General features: G+C 60.7%; 21 protein-coding genes. 3 read left to right on the top strand and 18 right to left on the bottom strand.

The features are described from left to right. The first annotated feature begins 43 nt into the window (after positions 1–43). The 3 genes from JUI81_RS21660 (at position 44) to JUI81_RS21650 (ending at position 2498) form a co-directional block, all read left to right on the top strand. The gene (locus JUI81_RS21660; RefSeq protein ID WP_007933349.1) at positions 44–382 is read left to right on the top strand and encodes a YbaB/EbfC family nucleoid-associated protein; all 339 of its coding nucleotides are present in this window, start codon (positions 44–46) and stop codon (positions 380–382) included. Between the two features lie 289 nt (positions 383–671). Next, the gene (recR, locus tag JUI81_RS21655; RefSeq protein WP_007933351.1) at positions 672–1274 is read left to right on the top strand and encodes a recombination mediator RecR; all 603 of its coding nucleotides are present in this window, start codon (positions 672–674) and stop codon (positions 1272–1274) included. A 75-nt stretch (positions 1275–1349) separates the two neighbouring features. Further along, positions 1350–2498, top strand: a complete 1149-nt coding sequence (locus tag JUI81_RS21650; protein ID WP_204125008.1) for an acyl-CoA dehydrogenase family protein — start codon at positions 1350–1352, stop codon at positions 2496–2498. Between the two features lie 63 nt (positions 2499–2561). On the opposite strand, the gene JUI81_RS21645 is transcribed toward JUI81_RS21650, so the two are convergent. From JUI81_RS21645 to ccoN (JUI81_RS21560), 18 genes are all read right to left on the bottom strand, one after another. Then, entirely contained in the window at positions 2562–3110 is a 549-nt protein-coding gene (locus tag JUI81_RS21645; RefSeq protein ID WP_019579893.1) for an adenine phosphoribosyltransferase, read from the bottom strand. Between the two features lie 78 nt (positions 3111–3188). Next, positions 3189–3923: a fumarate/nitrate reduction transcriptional regulator Fnr gene (gene fnr, locus JUI81_RS21640; protein WP_019579894.1), complete on the bottom strand. Its 735-nt coding sequence runs from the start codon at positions 3921–3923 to the stop codon at positions 3189–3191. Positions 3924–4074: 151 nt separating this feature from the next. Next, complete coding sequence (hemN, locus tag JUI81_RS21635) at positions 4075–5457, bottom strand: oxygen-independent coproporphyrinogen III oxidase (RefSeq protein ID WP_204125007.1); 1383 nt, start codon at positions 5455–5457, stop codon at positions 4075–4077. Between the two features lie 117 nt (positions 5458–5574). After that, positions 5575–6258, bottom strand: a complete 684-nt coding sequence (locus JUI81_RS21630) for a sulfite exporter TauE/SafE family protein (RefSeq protein WP_007933361.1) — start codon at positions 6256–6258, stop codon at positions 5575–5577. Beyond that, the gene (gene ccoS, locus JUI81_RS21625; RefSeq protein ID WP_007933363.1) at positions 6251–6469 is read right to left on the bottom strand and encodes a cbb3-type cytochrome oxidase assembly protein CcoS; all 219 of its coding nucleotides are present in this window, start codon (positions 6467–6469) and stop codon (positions 6251–6253) included. The genes JUI81_RS21630 and ccoS overlap by 8 nt, the downstream gene beginning before the upstream one ends. A 21-nt stretch (positions 6470–6490) precedes the next feature. Beyond that, on the bottom strand, positions 6491–8941 hold the full coding sequence (locus tag JUI81_RS21620) for a heavy metal translocating P-type ATPase (protein WP_204125006.1): 2451 nt from the start codon (positions 8939–8941) through the stop codon (positions 6491–6493). Between the two features lie 186 nt (positions 8942–9127). Beyond that, complete coding sequence (locus JUI81_RS21615) at positions 9128–9667, bottom strand: FixH family protein (RefSeq protein ID WP_019579898.1); 540 nt, start codon at positions 9665–9667, stop codon at positions 9128–9130. A gap of 11 nt (positions 9668–9678) precedes the next feature. After that, the gene (ccoG, locus tag JUI81_RS21610) at positions 9679–11094 is read right to left on the bottom strand and encodes a cytochrome c oxidase accessory protein CcoG (RefSeq protein WP_028941154.1); all 1416 of its coding nucleotides are present in this window, start codon (positions 11092–11094) and stop codon (positions 9679–9681) included. A 205-nt stretch (positions 11095–11299) separates the two neighbouring features. Further along, entirely contained in the window at positions 11300–11710 is a 411-nt protein-coding gene (locus JUI81_RS21605) for a type II toxin-antitoxin system VapC family toxin (protein WP_204125005.1), read from the bottom strand. Continuing rightward, on the bottom strand, positions 11710–11964 hold the full coding sequence (locus JUI81_RS21600; RefSeq protein WP_026331761.1) for a type II toxin-antitoxin system Phd/YefM family antitoxin: 255 nt from the start codon (positions 11962–11964) through the stop codon (positions 11710–11712). The genes JUI81_RS21605 and JUI81_RS21600 overlap by 1 nt, the downstream gene beginning before the upstream one ends. A gap of 182 nt (positions 11965–12146) precedes the next feature. After that, positions 12147–13130, bottom strand: a complete 984-nt coding sequence (gene ccoP / locus JUI81_RS21595; RefSeq protein ID WP_018925300.1) for a cytochrome-c oxidase, cbb3-type subunit III — start codon at positions 13128–13130, stop codon at positions 12147–12149. Then, on the bottom strand, positions 13127–13312 hold the full coding sequence (locus JUI81_RS21590) for a CcoQ/FixQ family Cbb3-type cytochrome c oxidase assembly chaperone (protein WP_003175465.1): 186 nt from the start codon (positions 13310–13312) through the stop codon (positions 13127–13129). The genes ccoP (JUI81_RS21595) and JUI81_RS21590 overlap by 4 nt, the downstream gene beginning before the upstream one ends. Before the next feature lie 5 nt (positions 13313–13317). After that, positions 13318–13926, bottom strand: a complete 609-nt coding sequence (ccoO, locus tag JUI81_RS21585; protein WP_018925301.1) for a cytochrome-c oxidase, cbb3-type subunit II — start codon at positions 13924–13926, stop codon at positions 13318–13320. After that, positions 13926–15368: a cytochrome-c oxidase, cbb3-type subunit I gene (gene ccoN / locus JUI81_RS21580; protein ID WP_019579901.1), complete on the bottom strand. Its 1443-nt coding sequence runs from the start codon at positions 15366–15368 to the stop codon at positions 13926–13928. The genes ccoO (JUI81_RS21585) and ccoN (JUI81_RS21580) overlap by 1 nt, the downstream gene beginning before the upstream one ends. Before the next feature lie 482 nt (positions 15369–15850). Next, positions 15851–16804: a cytochrome-c oxidase, cbb3-type subunit III gene (gene ccoP, locus JUI81_RS21575; protein WP_204125004.1), complete on the bottom strand. Its 954-nt coding sequence runs from the start codon at positions 16802–16804 to the stop codon at positions 15851–15853. Beyond that, entirely contained in the window at positions 16801–17001 is a 201-nt protein-coding gene (locus JUI81_RS21570) for a cbb3-type cytochrome c oxidase subunit 3 (protein ID WP_018925303.1), read from the bottom strand. Before JUI81_RS21570 ends, ccoP (JUI81_RS21575) begins: the two co-directional genes overlap by 4 nt. A 3-nt stretch (positions 17002–17004) precedes the next feature. Then, a complete protein-coding gene (ccoO, locus tag JUI81_RS21565; protein ID WP_007942211.1) occupies positions 17005–17613 on the bottom strand; it encodes a cytochrome-c oxidase, cbb3-type subunit II in 609 nt (202 codons plus the stop codon). Positions 17614–17623: 10 nt separating this feature from the next. Next, positions 17624–19048 carry a cytochrome-c oxidase, cbb3-type subunit I gene (ccoN, locus tag JUI81_RS21560; protein WP_007942213.1) on the bottom strand — a complete coding sequence of 475 codons (1425 nt, stop codon included), beginning with the start codon at positions 19046–19048 and terminating at the stop codon, positions 17624–17626. Positions 19049–19155: the final 107 nt, after the last annotated feature.

Raw genomic sequence — 19155 nt, 5'->3', positions numbered from 1 at the left:
CGCCGGGCGCTGTTTTTATCCAAGTACTTTTGAGGTGATTCCCATGATGAAAGGTGGCATGGCCGGCCTGATGAAGCAGGCGCAGCAGATGCAGGAAAAAATGGCCAAGATGCAGGAAGAGCTGGCCAACGCCGAAGTCACCGGTAAGGCCGGTGGCGATATGGTCACCGTGGTAATGACCGGTCGTCACGACGTCAAGCGCGTGACCATCGACCCAAGCCTGGTCGAAGGCCTGAGCGAAGACGACAAAGAGATGCTGGAGGCTGTATTCGCCGCCGCCGTCAACGATGCCGTGCGCAAGATCGAAGCCAACAGCCAGGACAAAATGGGCAGCATGACCGCTGGCATGCAACTGCCACCGGGTATGAAATTGCCATTCTGATTCGCCAACGCGCGTCGGATGGGTTAAAAAAAATGCCAGGCATCGCGCCTGGCATTTTTGTTTCTGCCCGCGGTTTACCCTGTGGCGAGGGGGCTTGTCGGAACGCCGCACCGCCCCGTTCGGCTGCGCAGCAGTCGTTAAATCAGTCAATACAGTTTTTGATGCTGGGCCCGCTTCGCGAGCCAACGGGGGCAAGCCCCCTCGCCACAGGGTAATTGGCGCTGCTATTTGACGCTAAACAGAGGCGCGGGTATAAACCGCGTCTCGTTGTTATGTCGGACTTTTCCCCATGAGCTTCAGCCCTTTGATTCGCCAACTGATCGATGCCCTGCGAATTTTGCCGGGTGTGGGTCAGAAAACTGCCCAGCGCATGGCGTTGCAACTGCTCGAGCGCGATCGCAGCGGCGGTTCGCGGCTGGCCCAGGCGCTGAGCCAGGCCATGGAAGGGGTGGGCCACTGCCGTTTGTGCCGCACGCTGACCGAAGACGATCTGTGCCCGCAATGCGCCGATCCACGTCGCGACGACACCTTGCTGTGTGTGGTGGAAGGTCCGATGGACGTGTACGCGGTGGAGCAGACCGGTTTTCGCGGTCGCTACTTCGTGCTCAAGGGCCACTTGTCGCCTCTGGACGGGTTGGGGCCGGAAGCCATCGGCATTCCACAACTGATGGCGCGGATCGAAGAGGCGGGCACGTTTACCGAAGTCATCCTCGCCACCAACCCGACGGTGGAAGGCGAGGCCACGGCGCATTACATCGCCCAGTTGCTCAGTAACAAGGGCCTGATTGCCTCACGCATTGCCCACGGCGTGCCGTTGGGTGGCGAGCTGGAACTGGTGGATGGCGGGACATTGGCGCATTCGTTTGCCGGGCGTAAGCCGATTTCGCTGTAACCGCATCTTCAATCCTCACTTGAAAACCAAGCAAGCGCTCGGTTAACTTCGCTGAACCTTCAGTGGAGTTCGCCGATGCCTGTCTTCCAGGAATACTTCGACCCCAGCCACCAATTGGTCCGCGACAGCGTCAGACGTTTCGTCGAGCGCGAGATTCTTCCGGACATCGATCAGTGGGAAGAAGCCGAAAGCTTCCCTCGTGAGCTCTACCTCAAGGCCGGCGCGGCGGGGATTCTGGGCATCGGCTATCCCGAAGTCCTGGGCGGTAGCCATGAAGGCGATGTGTTCGCCAAGATCGCCGCCAGTGAAGAGCTGATGCGCTGTGGTTCCGGTGGTCTGGTCGCAGGGTTGGGCTCGCTGGACATCGGCCTGCCGCCGATCCTCAAGTGGGCCAGGCCCGAAGTTCGCGATCGCGTAGTGCCTCAGGTGCTGGCGGGCGAGAAAATCAGCGCCTTGGCCGTCACCGAGCCCAGCGGTGGCTCCGACGTCGCCAACCTGCAAACCCGCGCCGTGCGTGATGGCGACTTCTACCGGGTCAGCGGCAGCAAAACCTTCATTACCAGCGGCGTTCGCGCGGATGTCTACACCGTGGCGGTGCGCACCGGCGAGCCGGGGTTCGGCGGCATCAGTTTGCTACTGATCGAGAAGGGCACGCCGGGTTTCACCGTCGGTCGTCAGTTGAAGAAAATGGGCTGGTGGGCGTCCGACACCGCCGAGCTGTTTTTCGATGATTGCCGGGTGCCGGCCAGCCATTTGATCGGTGCCGAAAACGGGGGCTTTGCCTGCATCATGGGCAACTTCCAGAGCGAGCGTCTGGCTCTGGCGCTGATGGCCAACATGACCGCGCAGTTGGCGCTGGAGGAGAGCCTGAAATGGGCTGGTCAGCGTGAAGCTTTCGGTAAACCCATCGGCAAGTTCCAGGTGCTCAAGCACCGCCTCGCGGAAATGGCCACGGCATTGGAGGTGTCTCGGGAATTCACCTACCGCCAGGCGGCGAAAATGGCGGCCGGGCAGAGTGTGATCAAAGAGATTTCCATGGCGAAGAATTTCGCTACAGACACGGCGGATCGCATTACCACCGATGCGGTGCAGATTCTGGGGGGATTGGGTTACATGCGTGAAAGCCTGGTGGAGCGGCTGTACCGCGATAACCGGATTCTGTCGATTGGCGGCGGGACGCGAGAAGTGATGAACGAGATTATCAGCAAGCAGATGGGGCTGTAGTTGGCGGTATGGCAACTGACGCCATCGCGGGCAAGCCCGTGAAGGCGTCCTTCCAGACGCCGCTTACTTATCGCTCAACGCAAACTGCGTCAGACAGAAAGTCGCAATCCCCATGTCTTCCAGCCGTTGCGAACCACCCAGCTCCGGCAAGTCAATGATCGCCGCCGCTTCATGCACCCGCGCGCCCATGCGCCGAACCAGGTTGGCCGCCGCAATCAGCGTGCCGCCAGTGGCGATCAGGTCATCGAACAGCACCACCGAATCCCCCTCGCACAGGCTGTCGGCGTGGACTTCAAGGAAGGCTTCGCCGTATTCGGTCGCGTAACCTTCGGCCAGCACGTCGGCAGGCAATTTGCCCTGCTTGCGGAACAACACCAATGGCTTGTTCAGCTGATACGCCAATATCGAACCGATCAGGAACCCGCGCGCGTCCATGGCGCCGATGTGGGTGAAGTCGGCCTCGACGTAGCGATGGGCAAAGCTGTCCATCACCAGGCGCAGGGCCGTGGGCGACTGGAACAGCGGGGTGATGTCGCGAAAGATTACGCCCGGCTTGGGAAAGTCGATCACGGGGCGGATCAGGGATTTGATGTCGAAGGAGTCGAAGACCATCGTCGAAGTGTCCTGGCGGGCTGCAAACGTCGCAGTATAACGGCGGCTGAACCGTTTCGCTCAGCCACCGTTAAAGGATCAACCTTCGATCGAGCCACCGGCCAGGGCGCAGAGCTGGATCGGGTCGAGGATGTGCACTTCCTTACCCTCGGCGGCGATCAGTTCGTTTTGCTGGAAGCGGGTGAACACCCGAGACACGGTTTCCACCGCCAGGCCCAGGTAATTGCCGATTTCGTTGCGCGACATGCTCAACCGGAACTGATTGGCCGAGAAGCCCCGGGCGCGGAAACGGGCCGACAGGTTGACCAGGAAAGTAGCAATGCGCTCGTCGGCGGTCTTCTTCGACAGCAGCAACATCATTTGCTGATCGTCACGAATCTCGCGGCTCATCACGCGCATCAACTGGCGGCGCAGTTGTGGCAGTTGCAGGGCCAGTTCGTCGAGGCGCTCGAACGGGATCTCGCACACCGAAGTGGTTTCCAGGGCTTGCGCCGAGACCGGATGCTGTTCGGTGTCCATGCCCGACAGGCCGACCAGTTCACTGGGCAAATGGAAACCGGTGAGTTGTTCTTCGCCGCCATCGCTCAGGCTGAAGGTCTTCAGGGCGCCGGAGCGTACTGCATAAACGGAATCGAACGTGTCGCCCTGGCGAAACAGGAATTCGCCTTTTTTCAGCGGGCGACCACGTTTGACGATATCGTCCAGCGCATCCATGTCTTCCAGATTCAGAGAAAGTGGCAGGCAGAGAGGGGCCAGGCTGCAATCCTTGCAATGGGCCTGGTTATGAGCGCGCAGTTTTACTGGCTCGGACATTTCTTTAATCCTTGTGGGAAAAAACACACATAAGCCGTAAGGGTACCCCACCGGAGGACATTCGGGCCAGCCTGCGACAATTTATCCTCAAGGGGGTGTTCTCAATTAGTTTCCCCGGCGCGGCGGGGAAACTAATTGAGAGCGCCCCCCCCTAAATCACGCGTGAGAAACGCTGGCGATTACTGTGTTCCAGGTATGCATCGAACACCATGCACACCGAGCGCACCAGCAGCCGGCCTGCGGGCAGTACGGTGATTCTTTCATTGTTCAACTCGATCAATCCGTCCTCGGCCATGCCTCGCAGCTGTGGCCAGAGTTCGCCGAAGTAACCCCGAAAATCGATATTGAAGGCCTGCTCGATTTCCGCGAATTCCAGGTTGAAATGGCAAATCAGTTGCTGAATCACCGCCCTGCGCAAGCGATCGTCGGCATTGCACAGCAGGCCACGGGCGGTGGCCAGTTGCGCGGACGCCAAAGCGTTCTGGTACTGGGTCAGGTCGCTGCTGTTCTGGCAGTACAGGTCACCGATCTGGCTGATGGCCGATACCCCCAGACCGATCAGGTCGCAATGACCGTGGGTGGTGTAGCCCTGGAAGTTGCGTTGCAAGGTCGACTCTTCCTGGGCAATCGCCAGTTCATCATCGGGCAGGGCGAAGTGGTCCATGCCGATGTAGCGGTAACCGGCGGCCGTCAGTTGTTCGATGGTGCGCTGGAGCATTTCGAGCTTCTGCGCCGGTGCCGGCAGATCGTTGCTGTTGATCCGCCGTTGCGGCATGAAGCGCTCTGGCAGATGGGCGTAGTTGAACACCGAGAGCCGGTCCGGTTGCAGGCTGATGACTTCGTCGACGGTGCGGGCGAAGTTCTCGGGCGTCTGCTTGGGCAGGCCGTAGATCAGATCGATGTTGATCGAGCGATATTGCAGAGTCCGGGCGGCGTCGATCACCGCGCGGGTTTCTTCCAGGCTTTGCAGGCGATTGACCGCCCGCTGTACCGCCGGGTCAAGGTCTTGCAGGCCGATGCTGACCCGGTTGAAGCCCAGTTCCCGGAGCAGGCCCATGGTCGACCAGTCGGCCTCGCGCGGGTCGATCTCGATGCCGTAGTCGCCGGAATCGTCGTCCAGCAGATTGAAATGCTTGCGCAGCCGGGCCATCAGCTGACGCAGTTCATCGTGGCTGAGAAAGGTCGGTGTGCCGCCGCCGAAATGCAGTTGCTCGACTTTTTGCATGGGGTCGAGGTGGCAGGCGATCAGCTGGATCTCCTGTTCCAGGCGCTGCAAATAGGGCAGGGCGCGGCCGCGGTCCTTGGTAATGACTTTGTTGCAGGCGCAGTAGTAGCAAATGTTCGCGCAGAACGGCACGTGCACATAGAGGGATAACGGCCGCAGCGCCTTGCGGCTGTCGCGCAGGGCATGAAACAGGTCGAAGGTGCCGACCTGGCTGTCAAATTGTACGGCCGTCGGATACGAGGTATAGCGTGGCCCCGCCAGGTCGTAACGGCGGATCAGATCTGTGTCCCAACGAATGGCGTCGAGCATGCGGGCATTCCCCCGGATAGGCTGGCAGTGTCGGCGAGTCTAGGGGCTGCGACGTTGCGGCATCTTGATTTGCATCAACGGTGATTGGCGATAGCGATAGTTTTTGTGGCGAGGGGGCTAATGCCCCATGAGCCAATGCTGATGCGGCCCCGGCAAGGTCCAGATGCCGAACACCATCACCAACAAGCCGCCGGTCATGCGCACGCTGCGTTTACGCAACAACGCCGTGACCCGCTCGGCCGCCAGGCCTGTGGCGAGCAGTACTGGCCAGGTGCCCAACCCAAACGCCAGCATCAGCAACGCACTGTCCAGCGCATTCCCCTGACTCGCCGACCACAGCAATGTGCTGTAAACCAGCCCGCACGGCAGCCAGCCCCACAGCGCGCCGAGCAGCAAGGCGCGGGGCAGGTTCGACACTGGCAACAGTGTGTTGGCCACCGGCTGGATATGCCGCCACAGGCCGCGACCGAGGCTTTCGATGCGGGTCAAGCCGCTCCACCAGCCGGCCAGGTACAGCCCCATGGCGATCAGCAGCAATCCGGCGAGGATGCGCATGAACATCGCCGCCGGGCTATTGGCCACGGCCCATCCAGCCAGACCGATCAGCAGGCCGGCCGCGGCGTAGCTGAGAATCCGCCCCAGGTTGTAGGCCAGCAACAAGCGGAAGCGTCGGCTGCGCTGTTCCTTGGGGATCGCCAGGGTCAACGCGCCCATCAAACCGCCGCACATGCCCAGGCAATGGCCGCCACCGAGCAGGCCGAGGATCAGCGCAGAGACCAGCAGTGGCGCCAACTCAAGCATGGGGTGGCGCCTTGTCGTCCGGTTTGGCCGGATGGCCGCTGGCCTCGTCGACCGCTGCCGTGTGCTTCGGGTCCTGGTCGTCGAACAGGATGCTGTGGGCCGGGCCGTCGAGGTCGTCGTACTGACCGCTGTCGACCGCCCAGAAGAAGATGTAGATAGCGATGGCCACGATCAGCAGCGCGGCCGGGATCATCACGTAGAGAGCTGGCATCTGGACTCCATGCCCGCGCGGCTAGGCCGGCAGCGGGCGGGTTTCTGGCGTGGCGCTGGCGGCAGGCGCGCTCGGCAGGCGAGTCAGGCGCAAAGCATTCAACACCACGGTCAACGAACTGATGGACATGCCGACCGCGGCCCACACCGGAGTGATCCAGCCGAGGGCGGCGAATGGCAACATGAGGCCATTGTACAGCGCTGCCCACAGCAAGTTCTCGATGATGACCCGACGGGTGCGACGGGCCAGGCTGAAGGCTTGCACCAGCGCGTCGAGGCGGTTCGACAGCAACACCGCGTCGGCACTGGTTTTCGCCAGATCGGTGGCCGAGCCCATCGCCACGCTGATGTCGGCGGCGGCCAGCACCGGCACGTCGTTGACCCCGTCGCCGAGCATCAACACCTTGCGACCTTCCAGGTGCAGTTGTTGCAGCACCTGCAATTTATCGTCCGGACGCAAACCGCCACGGGCCTCGTCGATGCCCAGTTCGGCGGCGACGCTGGCGACCATCGGCGAGCTGTCGCCGGACAGCAGCAAGGTGCGCCAGCCGCGAGCCTTGCATGCCGCCAGCAGGGCGGGGGCGTCGGCGCGCAAACGGTCATCGAGGACAAACCACGCCAGCGGTCCCTGGCTGTCGCCGAGCAGCAGCCATTGGCCGGGTTCATCGGGCATCATCGGCACTTGAGCACCGCTGAGCTCGCAGACAAAACCCGGTTGGCCAATGCGCAGGCGTTGCGCGCCGACCAAGCCTTCAAGGCCCAGGCCTGGCGTGCTGTGGACTTCTTCGGCAGCCAGCGGCGCGCGGCCAAAAGCCCGGGCGATCGGGTGTTCGGAGCGGTTTTCCAGGGCGGCGGCGAGGCTCAGGCATTGATCGCTGGCCAGTGCCCCAAGCGGTCGGATCGAACGCAAGGCCAGCCGACCTTCGGTGAGGGTGCCGGTCTTGTCGAAAATCACCGTGTCGATCTGGTTCAGGCCTTCCAGTACATGGCCGCGCGTCAGCAGCAAACCGAGTTTGTGCAGTGTGCCGGTGGCGGCGGTGAGGGCGGTCGGCGTGGCCAGGGACAAGGCGCACGGGCAGGTCGCAACCAGCATCGCCAGGACAATCCAGAACGCTCGCGATGAATCCAGCTCCCACCAGAGCAGGCCGATGGCGGCCACTGCGATAAGCGTCAGCAGCAAGAACCATTGCGCGGCGCGGTCGGCGATTTCCGCCAGCCGCGGCTTTTCGGCCTGGGCGCGATCCAGCAGGCGGACGATGGCCGACAGGCGCGTGTCCTGACCCAGCGCGAGGACCTCCACGGTCAACGCACCCTCGACGTTCAAGGTGCCAGCGGTGACAGCGTCGCCCAGGGTTCGTGGTTGCGGCAGGTATTCGCCGGTGAGCAGGGATTCGTCAATGCTCGACTGACCGTCAAGGATCTTGCCGTCGGCCGGAAGAATCGCGCCGGGATGCACCAGCACCTGATCGCCCACGCGCAACTCGCTGAGCAGGATCCGTTCGCTCTGACCGTCAGCGCTCAACCGCAGGCAGGAGGCGGGCAACAAATTGACCAGTTGTGCGGTCGCGGCAGCGGTGCGTTCCCGGGCGCGGCGTTCCAGATAACGCCCGGCCAGCAGGAACAGCGCAAACATCCCCACCGCATCGAAATACAACTCGCCGACCCCGGTGATCGAGGTCCAGATCCCGGCGATATAGGCACTGCCAATTGCCAGTGACACCGAGACGTCCATCGTCAGGTGCCGGGTGCGCAGATCGCGCATCGCCCCTTTGAAGAACGGCGCACAGCTGTAGAACACGATCGGCGTGGTGAGAAACAACGCGACCCAACGCAGGATGGTGTGCAGTTCGGGGCTGAGGTCAATGTTGAATTCCGGCCAGGTGGCCATGGTCGCCATCATCGCCTGGAACCACAGCAACCCGGCGACCCCGAGTTGGCGCAGGGCCAGACGGTTTTCGCTGGCCAGTTGTTCACTGGCACGGTCGGCCTGATAAGGGTGAGCGGCGTAACCGATGTGGCGCAATTCGCTGAGCACTTGGCTCAACGGTAATTGCGCGTCGGCCCAGCGCACGTGCAGGCGATGGTTGGACAGGTTCAGGCGTGCTTCGGCCACCGCCGGCAGGCTGCGAAGATGCTTTTCGATCAGCCAGCCGCAGGCGGCGCAGCTGATGCCTTCCATCAACAGGGTGGTTTCGGCGAGTTCGCCTTCGTGACGGACAAAGGGTTGCTGCACGTCGGCGCGATCATACAGCGCCAACTCGTCGACCAACTGCACCGGCAAGGCTTCGGGGTTGGCCGAGGCTTCGCTGCGATGCTGGTAATAACTTTCCAGCCCACCGGCCACGATGGCCTCGGCCACCGCCTGGCAACCCGGGCAGCAGAATTCGCGGGTATCCCCGAGGACGGCGGCGGTAAAGCGGCTACCGGCCGGGACGGGCAGGGCGCAGTGGTAGCAGGGGATTGGAGTGGTCATGTTTGTTGCCATGAAAACCATTGTGGCAGGCCCAAAGGCCTCTGTGGCGAGGGGGCTTGCCCCCGTGGACCGCGCAACGGTCCCAAAGACAGTCAGCGCGAACTTCTCGATAGATCGAGTAGACAACTTGCGGCTGCTGCGCAACCGAACGCGGGCAAGCCCGCTCGCCACAGGAGATCGTTGTGACTATTTCTTCAGGTCTTCGGCACCTTGCAACGGCTCATCACCGAGCAACAGATCCTTGGCATGGCTGACCTGTTCTTCTTCGAACATGCGCCAGGTCTTGTCATCCTGCACACCCAGCAATTCGACGAAGCGGCGGCCTTCGACCTTGTCGCTCAACTGGCCAATGTAGCGGCCCTGTTCAGTTTCGCTGCGGGCCAGGGTGATCTTGCGATCCTTCTCTGGCTGGGTCGGCGAAATCAGATTCAGCTCAAGGGTTTTCGGTTGGCTGTTGCCGCTCAGGCGCAGGTCGACTTCGCCGGTCAGCTCATCCAGGTGCACGCTGGCTCGCAGTTGCAGGGTCTGGGCCAGCAGTTCCCGGTCCAGGGAGCGATTGATGCCTTTGCCGGCCTCGTAATAGTTGTCATTGACCAGGTTGTCCGGGTGATTCACCGCGATGGTCACCATCGACAGGGTCAAGGTCACCGAGCAGGCCAGGATGGCGATAATGATCCACGGCCAAAGGTGCTTGTACCAGGGACTTGCGGCAGTTGCTGCGGGCATGATCACTTCTCTCAACGAATTTGTGGGCCGATGAATCGGCTCTTGGCTTCAACGTGGACGCTGGCGTCATCGGCATCCTTGAGGATGAATTTCACCTCGTTGGTGCTCGACGGCAGTTGCTCCGGCGAGCTGGACAACTCGACCGGCTGGCTGAAAATTTCCCCGGCGGCGACTTTGATCTCGCGCTTGCCTTGCAGCTTGAGGTCCGGCAGGCCGGTGGCTTCCAGCACGTAGGTGTGGTCGCGCTGGTCCTTGTTCATGATCTTCAGGCTGTAGACGTTTTCGATCCGGCCTTCGGCGTTTTCGCGATACAGCACGCGGTCTTTGCTGACATCAAAACCGACCAGCGAGCGCATGAAGAACGCGGTCACCAGCAACGCGATCATGGTCAGCAACACCAGGGCATAGCCGATCAGGCGCGGGCGCAGTTTATGGGTTTTTTGCCCCGACAGGTTGTGCTCAGTGGTGTAGCTGATCAGGCCACGCGGGTAATCCATCTTGTCCATGATGCTGTCGCAGGCGTCGATGCAGGCCGCGCAGCCGATGCATTCGATTTGCAGGCCGTCGCGGATGTCGATGCCGGTGGGGCAGACCTGGACGCACATGGTGCAGTCGATGCAATCGCCCAGGCCCTGAGCCTTGTAGTCGATGCCTTTCTTGCGCGGGCCACGGCCTTCGCCACGGCGCGGATCGTAGGAGACGATCAGCGTGTCCTTGTCGAACATCACGCTCTGGAAGCGGGCGTACGGGCACATGTAAATGCACACCTGTTCGCGTAGCCAGCCGGCGTTGCCGTAGGTGGCGAGGGTGAAGAAACCGACCCAGAAATACGACCAGCCATCGGCTTCACCGGTGAAGAAATCGATCACCAGTTCACGAATCGGTGAGAAGTAGCCGACGAAGGTCATGCCGGTCACGAAACCGATCAGCAGCCACATCGTGTGCTTGCTGAATTTGCGCAGGAATTTGTTGGCGCTCATCGGCGCCTTGTCGAGCTTGATGCGCTGGTTGCGGTCGCCTTCGGTGACCTTTTCGCACCACATGAAAATCCAGGTCCAGACGCTTTGCGGGCAGGTGTAGCCGCACCAGACCCGACCGGCATACACGGTAATGAAGAACAGGCCGAAGGCGCTGATGATCAGAATGCCCGAGAGCAGGATGAAGTCCTGGGGCCAGAAGGTCGCGCCAAAAATGAAGAACTTACGCTCCGGCAGGTTCCACCAGACGGCCTGATGACCGCCCCAGCTCAGCCACACCGTGCCGAAATACAGCAGAAACAGTGCGGCACCACCCGTCATCCGCAAGTTGCGGAACAGACCGGTGAAGGCGCGGGTGTAGATCTTTTCTCGAGAGGCGTAGAGGTCGACGCTGTTGTTTGCGTTCTTGGCAGGTGGAGTGACGTCGTGTACCGGAATCTGATTGCTCATCATTGCATCCCACGGCAGTGGAAAAATGCCTCGGTCAGTACGTGCCGACCGCGGTCAAAAAGAGGTGTTGCAGTGGCGCAATGATACGCCTGTAGCTCTAACTCAAGGGTGCGACCTTTGGTCACGTTGGTGGAAATCAACTGACAGTGTAATGACTTGAATCAATTGACTTGTGAATTATGGACGGTTACGCGAGTGTCGGCGCTCAATCGGCCCATGGATTGATCAGGGCAACACCACTGGATTGAAAATCGCTGATGTTACGGGTGACCACTGTAAGGCCATGAACCAGCGCGGTCGCTGCGATCAGTGCGTGGCTTTCGTTGGCGCGGTCCGGAACATGCAGGCTGGCACAGCGTAGCGCCACAGCGGCGTCGACCGGCAAGATTCTGGCATCGAAGGCCGGAATGACATGTCGCTTCAGCCACGCACGCAAAACCTTCCCTTGCGCGGGGTCACGTCGCTCCATTCGTAATACCTCTGTCTCCAGTTCCTTCAAGGTAATGGCCGAAATAAACATGCGTGGCGCGATGATACTTTTAGCCCAGGCGACGACATTTACATCAGCCTGGGGTTTGCGTAGTTCAGAAATCACGTTGGTGTCGAGTAGAAACATCAGGACAAGTCCACGGGGCGATGAATGATCACGGCGCGCTCGGTTTCGAATTCGATGTCGGCTGCTTCTGGCATCACCAACAGATCGACGATGTTGGCGTTTATGCCAGTCAGTTTTTGGTACTCCTCAATGCTTAGCAGTACGTGAGCAGGCTTGCCACGGTCGGTGATGATAACCGGCCCCTGACGCGTGGCTTTTTTGGCACTACTTGTGTCCTGATTGAATTCACGGCTGGAAATGGTGGTGATGGCCATCATGGTTGACCCTCTTGAAAGTGCTTTGTAGAAACGTTACTACTCGGTAGGTCGTATCGCAACCTCATGGATGACGGGGCTGCTACCACTGGTCGGTAGGGGGCAGGCAGAGTGTGTCTAAAACAAAACGGCCCCGCCAATTCTCATTGGCGGGGCCGTTTTGTTTGCATCGAGCGTTTGCCTTACTGGGCGTCTGCCACCGGCGCTTTCTCACCGTGAGAGAGGCTGTAGACGTAAGCGGCCAGCAGGTGAACCTTGTCGTTGCCTTGCAGCTGTTCTTGCGCAGGCATCTGGCCCTGACGGCCGTAACGGATGGTCTGCTGCAGTTGAGCGAAGCTCGAACCGTAGATGAACGCTGCCGGGTGAGTCAGGTTCGGAGCGCCCATGGCCGGGGTGCCTTTGCCTTCCGGACCGTGGCAAGCCACGCAGTTGGCAGCGAACAGCTTCTGGCCGGCAACCGGGTCAGCCTTGGCGCCTTCCGGCAGTTTGCGGCCATCGAGGCTGGTCAGCACGTAAGCGGCAACGTCGCTGACGCCTTGTTCACCGATCACTTCGGCCCAGGCCGGCATCACGGCGTGACGGCCGCCCATGATGGTGGTCTTGATGGTTGCCGCTTCACCGCCCCAGCGCCAGTCGGCGTCGGTCAGGTTAGGGAAGCCATAAGCGCCCTTGGCGTCGGAACCGTGGCAGACCGAGCAGTTGGAGGCGAACAGGCGGCCACCCATCTTCAGGGCTTGCGGGTCCTTGGCGACTTCTTCGATTGGCATGGAAGCGAACTTGGCGAAGATCGGGCCGAACTTGGCGTCCGACCTGGCCATTTCCTTTTCCCACTCGTGAACGCCGGTCCAGCCGGTCTGGCCGTTGGCGAACGCGGTCTGCTTCTCGTTATCCAGGTAGTTGTAACCTGGCAACAGGCCTTTCCAGTTACCCAGGCCCGGGTACAGGACCAGATAGCCAAGGGCGAAGATGATGGTGCCCACGAACAGCATGAACCACCATTTCGGCAGTGGGTTGTCGTACTCCTCGATCCCGTCGAAGGAGTGGCCGACCGTCTCGTCGGTCTGCTCGGCGCGCTGGCCCTTGCGGGTGGACAGCAGCAGCCAGGTCAGGGCGAAGATGGTGCCGAGACTGAGGACTGTGACGTACAGACTCCAGAACGTAGTCATTCTTTGTTACTCCTAGAAGCTTGCTCGACGTGCTTGATGGCTTCGGGATCATCCGCGAAAGGCAGCAAGGTCGCGTCTTCAAACTCCGACTTGCGCTTGGGGCTGAATACCCACAACGCCAGACCGATGAAGGCCACCATCACAACAACGGTGCCCAGGCCACGAATCATCCCGATATCCATCTAAATCACCGTTTGCTTTTGATGATGGTGCCCAGGCCTTGCAGATAGGCCACCAGCGCGTCCATTTCGGTTTTGCCCTTCACAGCATCCTTGGCGCCGGCGATGTCTTCGTCGGTGTAAGGGACGCCGAGCGTGCGCAAGACTTCCATTTTCTTGGCGGTGTCTTTGCCGTCGAGCTTGTTTTCCACGAGGAACGGGTAAGCTGGCATTTTCGACTCGGGCACCACGTTGCGCGGGTTGTACAAGTGCGCACGCTGCCAGTCATCGGAGTAACGACCGCCGACACGGGCCAGGTCCGGACCGGTACGCTTGGAACCCCACAGGAACGGGTGGTCCCAGACGCTTTCACCGGCGACCGAGTAGTGGCCGTAGCGTTCGGTTTCAGCACGGAACGGGCGGATCATCTGCGAGTGGCAGCCGACACAACCGTTGGCGATGTAGATGTCACGGCCTTCCAGTTCAAGGGCGGTACGAGGCTTCATGCCCTCGACCGGCTTGTTGGTAACGTCCTGGAAAAACAGCGGAACGATCTGGGTCAGGCCGCCGATGCTGACGGCGATAACCATGAAGAAGGCCAGCAGGCCAATATTCTTCTCGACTGCTTCATGCTTCATCAGTGAGCTCCAACTACAGCAATCTTGGCGGCGGCTTCAGCTTCAGCCGGGTCCGAGGCACGAACGGTACGGAACACGTTGTAGGCCATCAACAGCATGCCGCTGGCAAAGAACGCGCCGCCCAGGGCACGAACGATGAAACCAGGGTGGCTGGCTTGCAGCGCTTCCACGAACGAGTAGGTGAGGGTGCCGTCGTCGTTGATTGCACGCCACATCAGGCCCTGGGTGATGCCGTTGACCCACATCGAAGCGATGTACAGCACGGTACCGATGGTCGCGAGCCAGAAGTGCGCGTTGATCAGGCCGGTGCTGTGCATTTGTGCACGGCCGAACAGTTTCGGAATCATGTGGTAGATGGCGCCGATCGAGATCATCGCTACCCAGCCCAAGGCGCCGGCGTGTACGTGGCCGATGGTCCAGTCGGTGTAGTGCGAGAGCGAGTTGACAGTCTTGATGGCCATCATCGGGCCTTCGAAGGTCGACATGCCGTAGAACGCCAGCGATACCACGAGGAAGCGCAGGATCGGGTCGGTACGCAGCTTATGCCAGGCGCCCGACAGGGTCATCATGCCGTTGATCATGCCGCCCCAGCTCGGAGCCAGCAGGATGATCGACATCGCCATGCCCAGGGACTGAGCCCAGTCCGGCAGTGCGGTGTAGTGCAAGTGGTGCGGACCGGCCCAGATGTACAGGGTGATCAGCGCCCAGAAGTGCACGATCGACAGGCGATAGGAGTAGATCGGACGCTCGGCCTGTTTCGGCACGAAGTAGTACATCATCCCCAGGAAGCCAGTGGTCAGGAAGAAGCCCACGGCGTTGTGGCCGTACCACCACTGGATCATCGCGTCGGTCGCACCCGAGTAGGCCGAGTAGGACTTGAACAGGCTGACCGGCAGCGACATGTGGTTGACGATGTGCAGCATCGCGGTCACGACGATGAAGGCACCGTAGAACCAGTTACCGACATAGATGTGCTTGGTCTTGCGCTTGACGATGGTGCCGAAGAACACCAGACCGTAGGTGACCCAGACGATGGCCAGCAGAATAGCCAGGGGCCATTCCAGTTCCGCGTATTCCTTGGTGGTGGTGAAACCCATCGGCAAGGTCACGATCGCGCCGACGATCACCGCTTGCCAACCCCAGAAGGTGAAGGCCGCGAGGCTGTCGGAGATCAGTCGCGTTTGGCAGGTTCGCTGCACGACGTAATAAGAAGTGGCAAACAGAGCACAACCACCGAAGGCGAAAATCACCAGGTTGGTGTGCAACGGGCGTAAGCGTCCAAAAGTCGTCCACGGCAGACCGAAGTTCAATTCCGGCCATACGAGCTGTGAGGCGATGAAGACACCAAGCCCCATGCCAAGGATCCCCCAGACCACCGTCATGATGGCGAACTGGCGGACTACCTTATAGTTATAAGCAGTCGGACTGATTGCTGTGCTCATTCTAAGGTTCCACGGTTTGGGTGTTTTATTAGGAGTAAAAATCGGCCGCAAGTATGGAGAAAGCGGGGGGTCATTGCAACGCGCCATGACCTGGGTCAATGCTTTCAAAACCTGATTCTGCGGCCTTTCCATGCGCCGCGTAAGGACAAAATTGCCCTCTGACAAAATGTCGCAGCGGATGAAAAAGGCGAGGGGTTCAAGTCAGATGTAACGGGGTGTGTTCAAACGCAACGATCGAGGGACAGACGGCAATTTGCGCGACAGCCGGTATCTACCAGCCTTTGCGGCCTGTCATCGAACAGAATCGTCGAACACATCCGGTAAAATCGACCTGGAACCGACTCATGCCAGTCCGCACCGAGGAAGCTTAGACCCGAATCTGGTGAACCGAAAGGAAGGGGAACGGGAGGGTGCGACAATGGGTCGCAAAGAGGCAGGGAACTGCCGCATTCCGCAGAATGCGGCAGCAGAGCGGTCAAAAATTATTCGCTTTTGCCTTGTGCCTGCAAACGCTCGGTGCCGACTCCGTGGGACAAGCTGTACACATAAGCGGCCAGCAATTGCACCTTGTCGTTGCCCAGCAGTTCGTTTTGCGCTGGCATATGGCCCTGGCGGCCGTGGCGAATAGTCTGTTGCAGTTGCGCCAGGCTGGTGCCATAGATAAAACCGGCCGGGTGCGTCAGATTCGGCGCGCCCATGGTTTCAGTGCCCTGGCCGTTTGCCCCATGACAGGCTACACAGGTGGTGCTGAACAGTTGCTGTCCGGCTTGCACGTCGGCACCACTGTCGGCCGGCAGCGGCAGGCCGGCCAATTCGTGACGCACGTACGCGGCGACGTTCTTCACCCCGGTCTCACCCAACACTTCACCCCAGGCCGGCATGGCCGCCATCCGGCCACCCATGATAGTGGTCTTGATGGTCTCGGCATTGCCGCCCCAGCGCCAATCGCTGTCAGCCAGGTTGGGAAAACCGAACGCGCCCTTGGCATCCGAGCCGTGGCACACCGAGCAGTTGGAGGCGAACAGGCGTCCGCCCATTTTCAGCGCTTGCGGGTCTTTCGCTACTTCTTCCACCGGCATTGCCGCGAATTTGGCGAAGATCGGCCCGAATTTGGCGTCCGCCTTGCTCATCTCCTTTTCCCATTCGTGCACGCCGGTCCAGCCGTTTTCATAACCGGGCAATATGCCTTTCCAGTTGCCCAGGCCCGGATAAAGAATCAGGTAGCCGACCGAGAACACCAGGGTGCCGGCGAACAGCATGAACCACCACTGCGGCAGCGGGTTGTCGTACTCCTCGATGCCGTCGAAGCTGTGGCCCATGGTCTGGTCGACGCTGCCCTTGGTTTCGCCGCGGCGGGTGCCGATCAGCAGCCAGGTCAGGCCGATCAGGCTGCCGATGGTCAGTACGCAGATCCACGCACTCCAGAAGGTGGTCATGGCCGGGCGCTCCTTGTTGTTGCAGATTCTTGGGTAGTTTCGGGTTGCGGCTCGTCAGCGAACGGCAGCAGGCGCGCTTCGGCGAATTGCGGATTGCGCTTGCTGTTGAACACCCACAGCGTCAGGCCGACGAAGGCCACGAACACCACGACTGTGCCGAGGCCGCGGATCAGGCCTGTGCTCATATCAATGACCATGACTCACCTCTTGCTCTTGATGGCAGTGCCGAGCACTTGCAGGTAGGCGACCAGCGCGTCCATCTCGGTCTTGCCCTTGAGCGAAGCGACCGAGCCTGCAATGTCTTCGTCGGTGTACGGCACGCCGAGGGTGCGCATGGCGCGGATCTTGGTTTCGGTGTGGCTGCTGTCGAGCGGGTTGGCCACCAGCCATGGATACGCCGGCATCTTCGATTCCGGCACCACGTTGCGCGGGTTGTACAAGTGCGCGCGGTGCCAGTCTTCGGAGTAGCGCCCGCCGACTCGCGCCAGGTCCGGGCCGGTGCGCTTGGAGCCCCAGAGGAACGGGTGATCCCACACGCTTTCCCCGGCCACCGAGTAATGGCCGTAGCGTTCGGTTTCGGCGCGGAACGGGCGGATCATCTGCGAGTGGCAACCGACGCAGCCTTCGCGGATGTAGATGTCGCGACCTTCCAGTTGCAGCGCGGTGTAGGGCTTCATGCCTTCCACCGGTTTATTGGTCACGTCCTGGAAGAACAGCGGGACGATCTGGGTCAGGCCGCCGATGCTCACGGCGAACACCATCAGCAACATCAACAGGCCGACGTTTTTCTCGATTGTTTCGTGTTTCATGGCGGACTCCTCAGGCGATCTGCGCGGCAGCGACGGCTTCGGCAGGCTGCGAGGCCCGCACGGTGCGCCAGGTGTTGTAAGCCATCAGCAGCATGCCGCTGAGGAAGATCGCGCCGCCCACCAGTCGCACGATGAAGCCAGGATGGCTGGCCACCAGGGTTTCGACGAAGGAGTAGGTCAGCGTGCCGTCCTCGTTGACTGCGCGCCACATCAGGCCCTGGGCGATGCCGTTGACCCACATCGAGGCGATGTACAGCACGGTGCCGATGGTGGCGAGCCAGAAGTGCGCGTTGATCAGGCCGATGCTGTGCATCTGCTCGCGGCCGAAGACTTTCGGGATCATGTGATACAGCGCACCGATGGAAATCATCGCCACCCAGCCGAGCGCGCCGGCGTGAACGTGGCCGATGGTCCAGTCGGTGTAGTGGGAGAGGGCGTTGACCGTCTTGATCGCCATCATCGGCCCTTCGAAGGTCGACATGCCGTAGAACGCCAGGGACACCACGAGGAAACGCAGGATCGGGTCGCTGCGCAACTTATGCCAGGCACCCGACAGGGTCATCATGCCGTTGATCATCCCGCCCCAGCTGGGCGCCAGCAGGATCAGCGACATCACCATGCCCAGCGATTGTGCCCAGTCCGGCAGCGCGGTGTAGTGCAAGTGGTGGGGACCGGCCCAGATGTACAGGGTGATCAGCGCCCAGAAGTGCACGATCGACAAGCGATAGGAATACACCGGGCGTTCGGCCTGTTTCGGCACGAAGTAGTACATCATCCCGAGGAAACCGGCGGTGAGGAAAAATCCTACGGCGTTGTGGCCGTACCACCACTGCACCATGGCATCGGTCGCACCGGAGTACAGCGAGTAGGACTTGGTCAGACTCACCGGCAATTCCAGGTTGTTGACGATATGCAGGATTGCCACGGTGATGATGAATCCACCGAAGAACCAGTTACCGACATAGATGTGCTTGGTCTTGCGCTGCATGATCGTGCCGAAGAACACGATGGCGTAGGCCACCCAGACGATGGTGATCAGGATGTCGATCGGCCATTCCAGTTCGGCGTATTCCTTGGAACTGGTGTAACCCAGCGGCAGGCTGATCGCCGCCAACAGGATCACCAGTTGCCAGCCCCAGAAGCAGAACGCGGCGATTTTCGGCGCAAACAATCGAGTCTGGCAGGTACGCTGTACCGAGTAGAACGAACTGGCGAACAACGCGCAGCCGCCGAAGGCGAAGATCACCGCGTTGGTGTGCAGCGGGCGCAACCGGCCGAAACTGGTCCATGGCAGATTGAAGTTGAGTTCGGGCCAGACCAACTGGGCGGCGAGAAAAACCCCGAGCCCCATGCCGACGATGCCCCACACCACCGTCATAATGGCGAATTGGCGGACCACCTTGTAGTTGTAGGCGGTACTGATAGAAGTGTTCATGGTTCCCCATCCACGGTTCAGCCGAAGTGAGGGCCTGTCTTTGCGAGTAAGCCGCAAGGCAGGCGCTCCCTTCGCCTGGAGTTATAGGCAGACTAAAAGCGAGGCAA

It is taken from the genome of Pseudomonas sp. 008 (assembly GCF_016861935.1).
Lineage (GTDB): Bacteria > Pseudomonadota > Gammaproteobacteria > Pseudomonadales > Pseudomonadaceae > Aquipseudomonas.
This window is presented reverse-complemented; position numbering and strand designations above follow the sequence as displayed.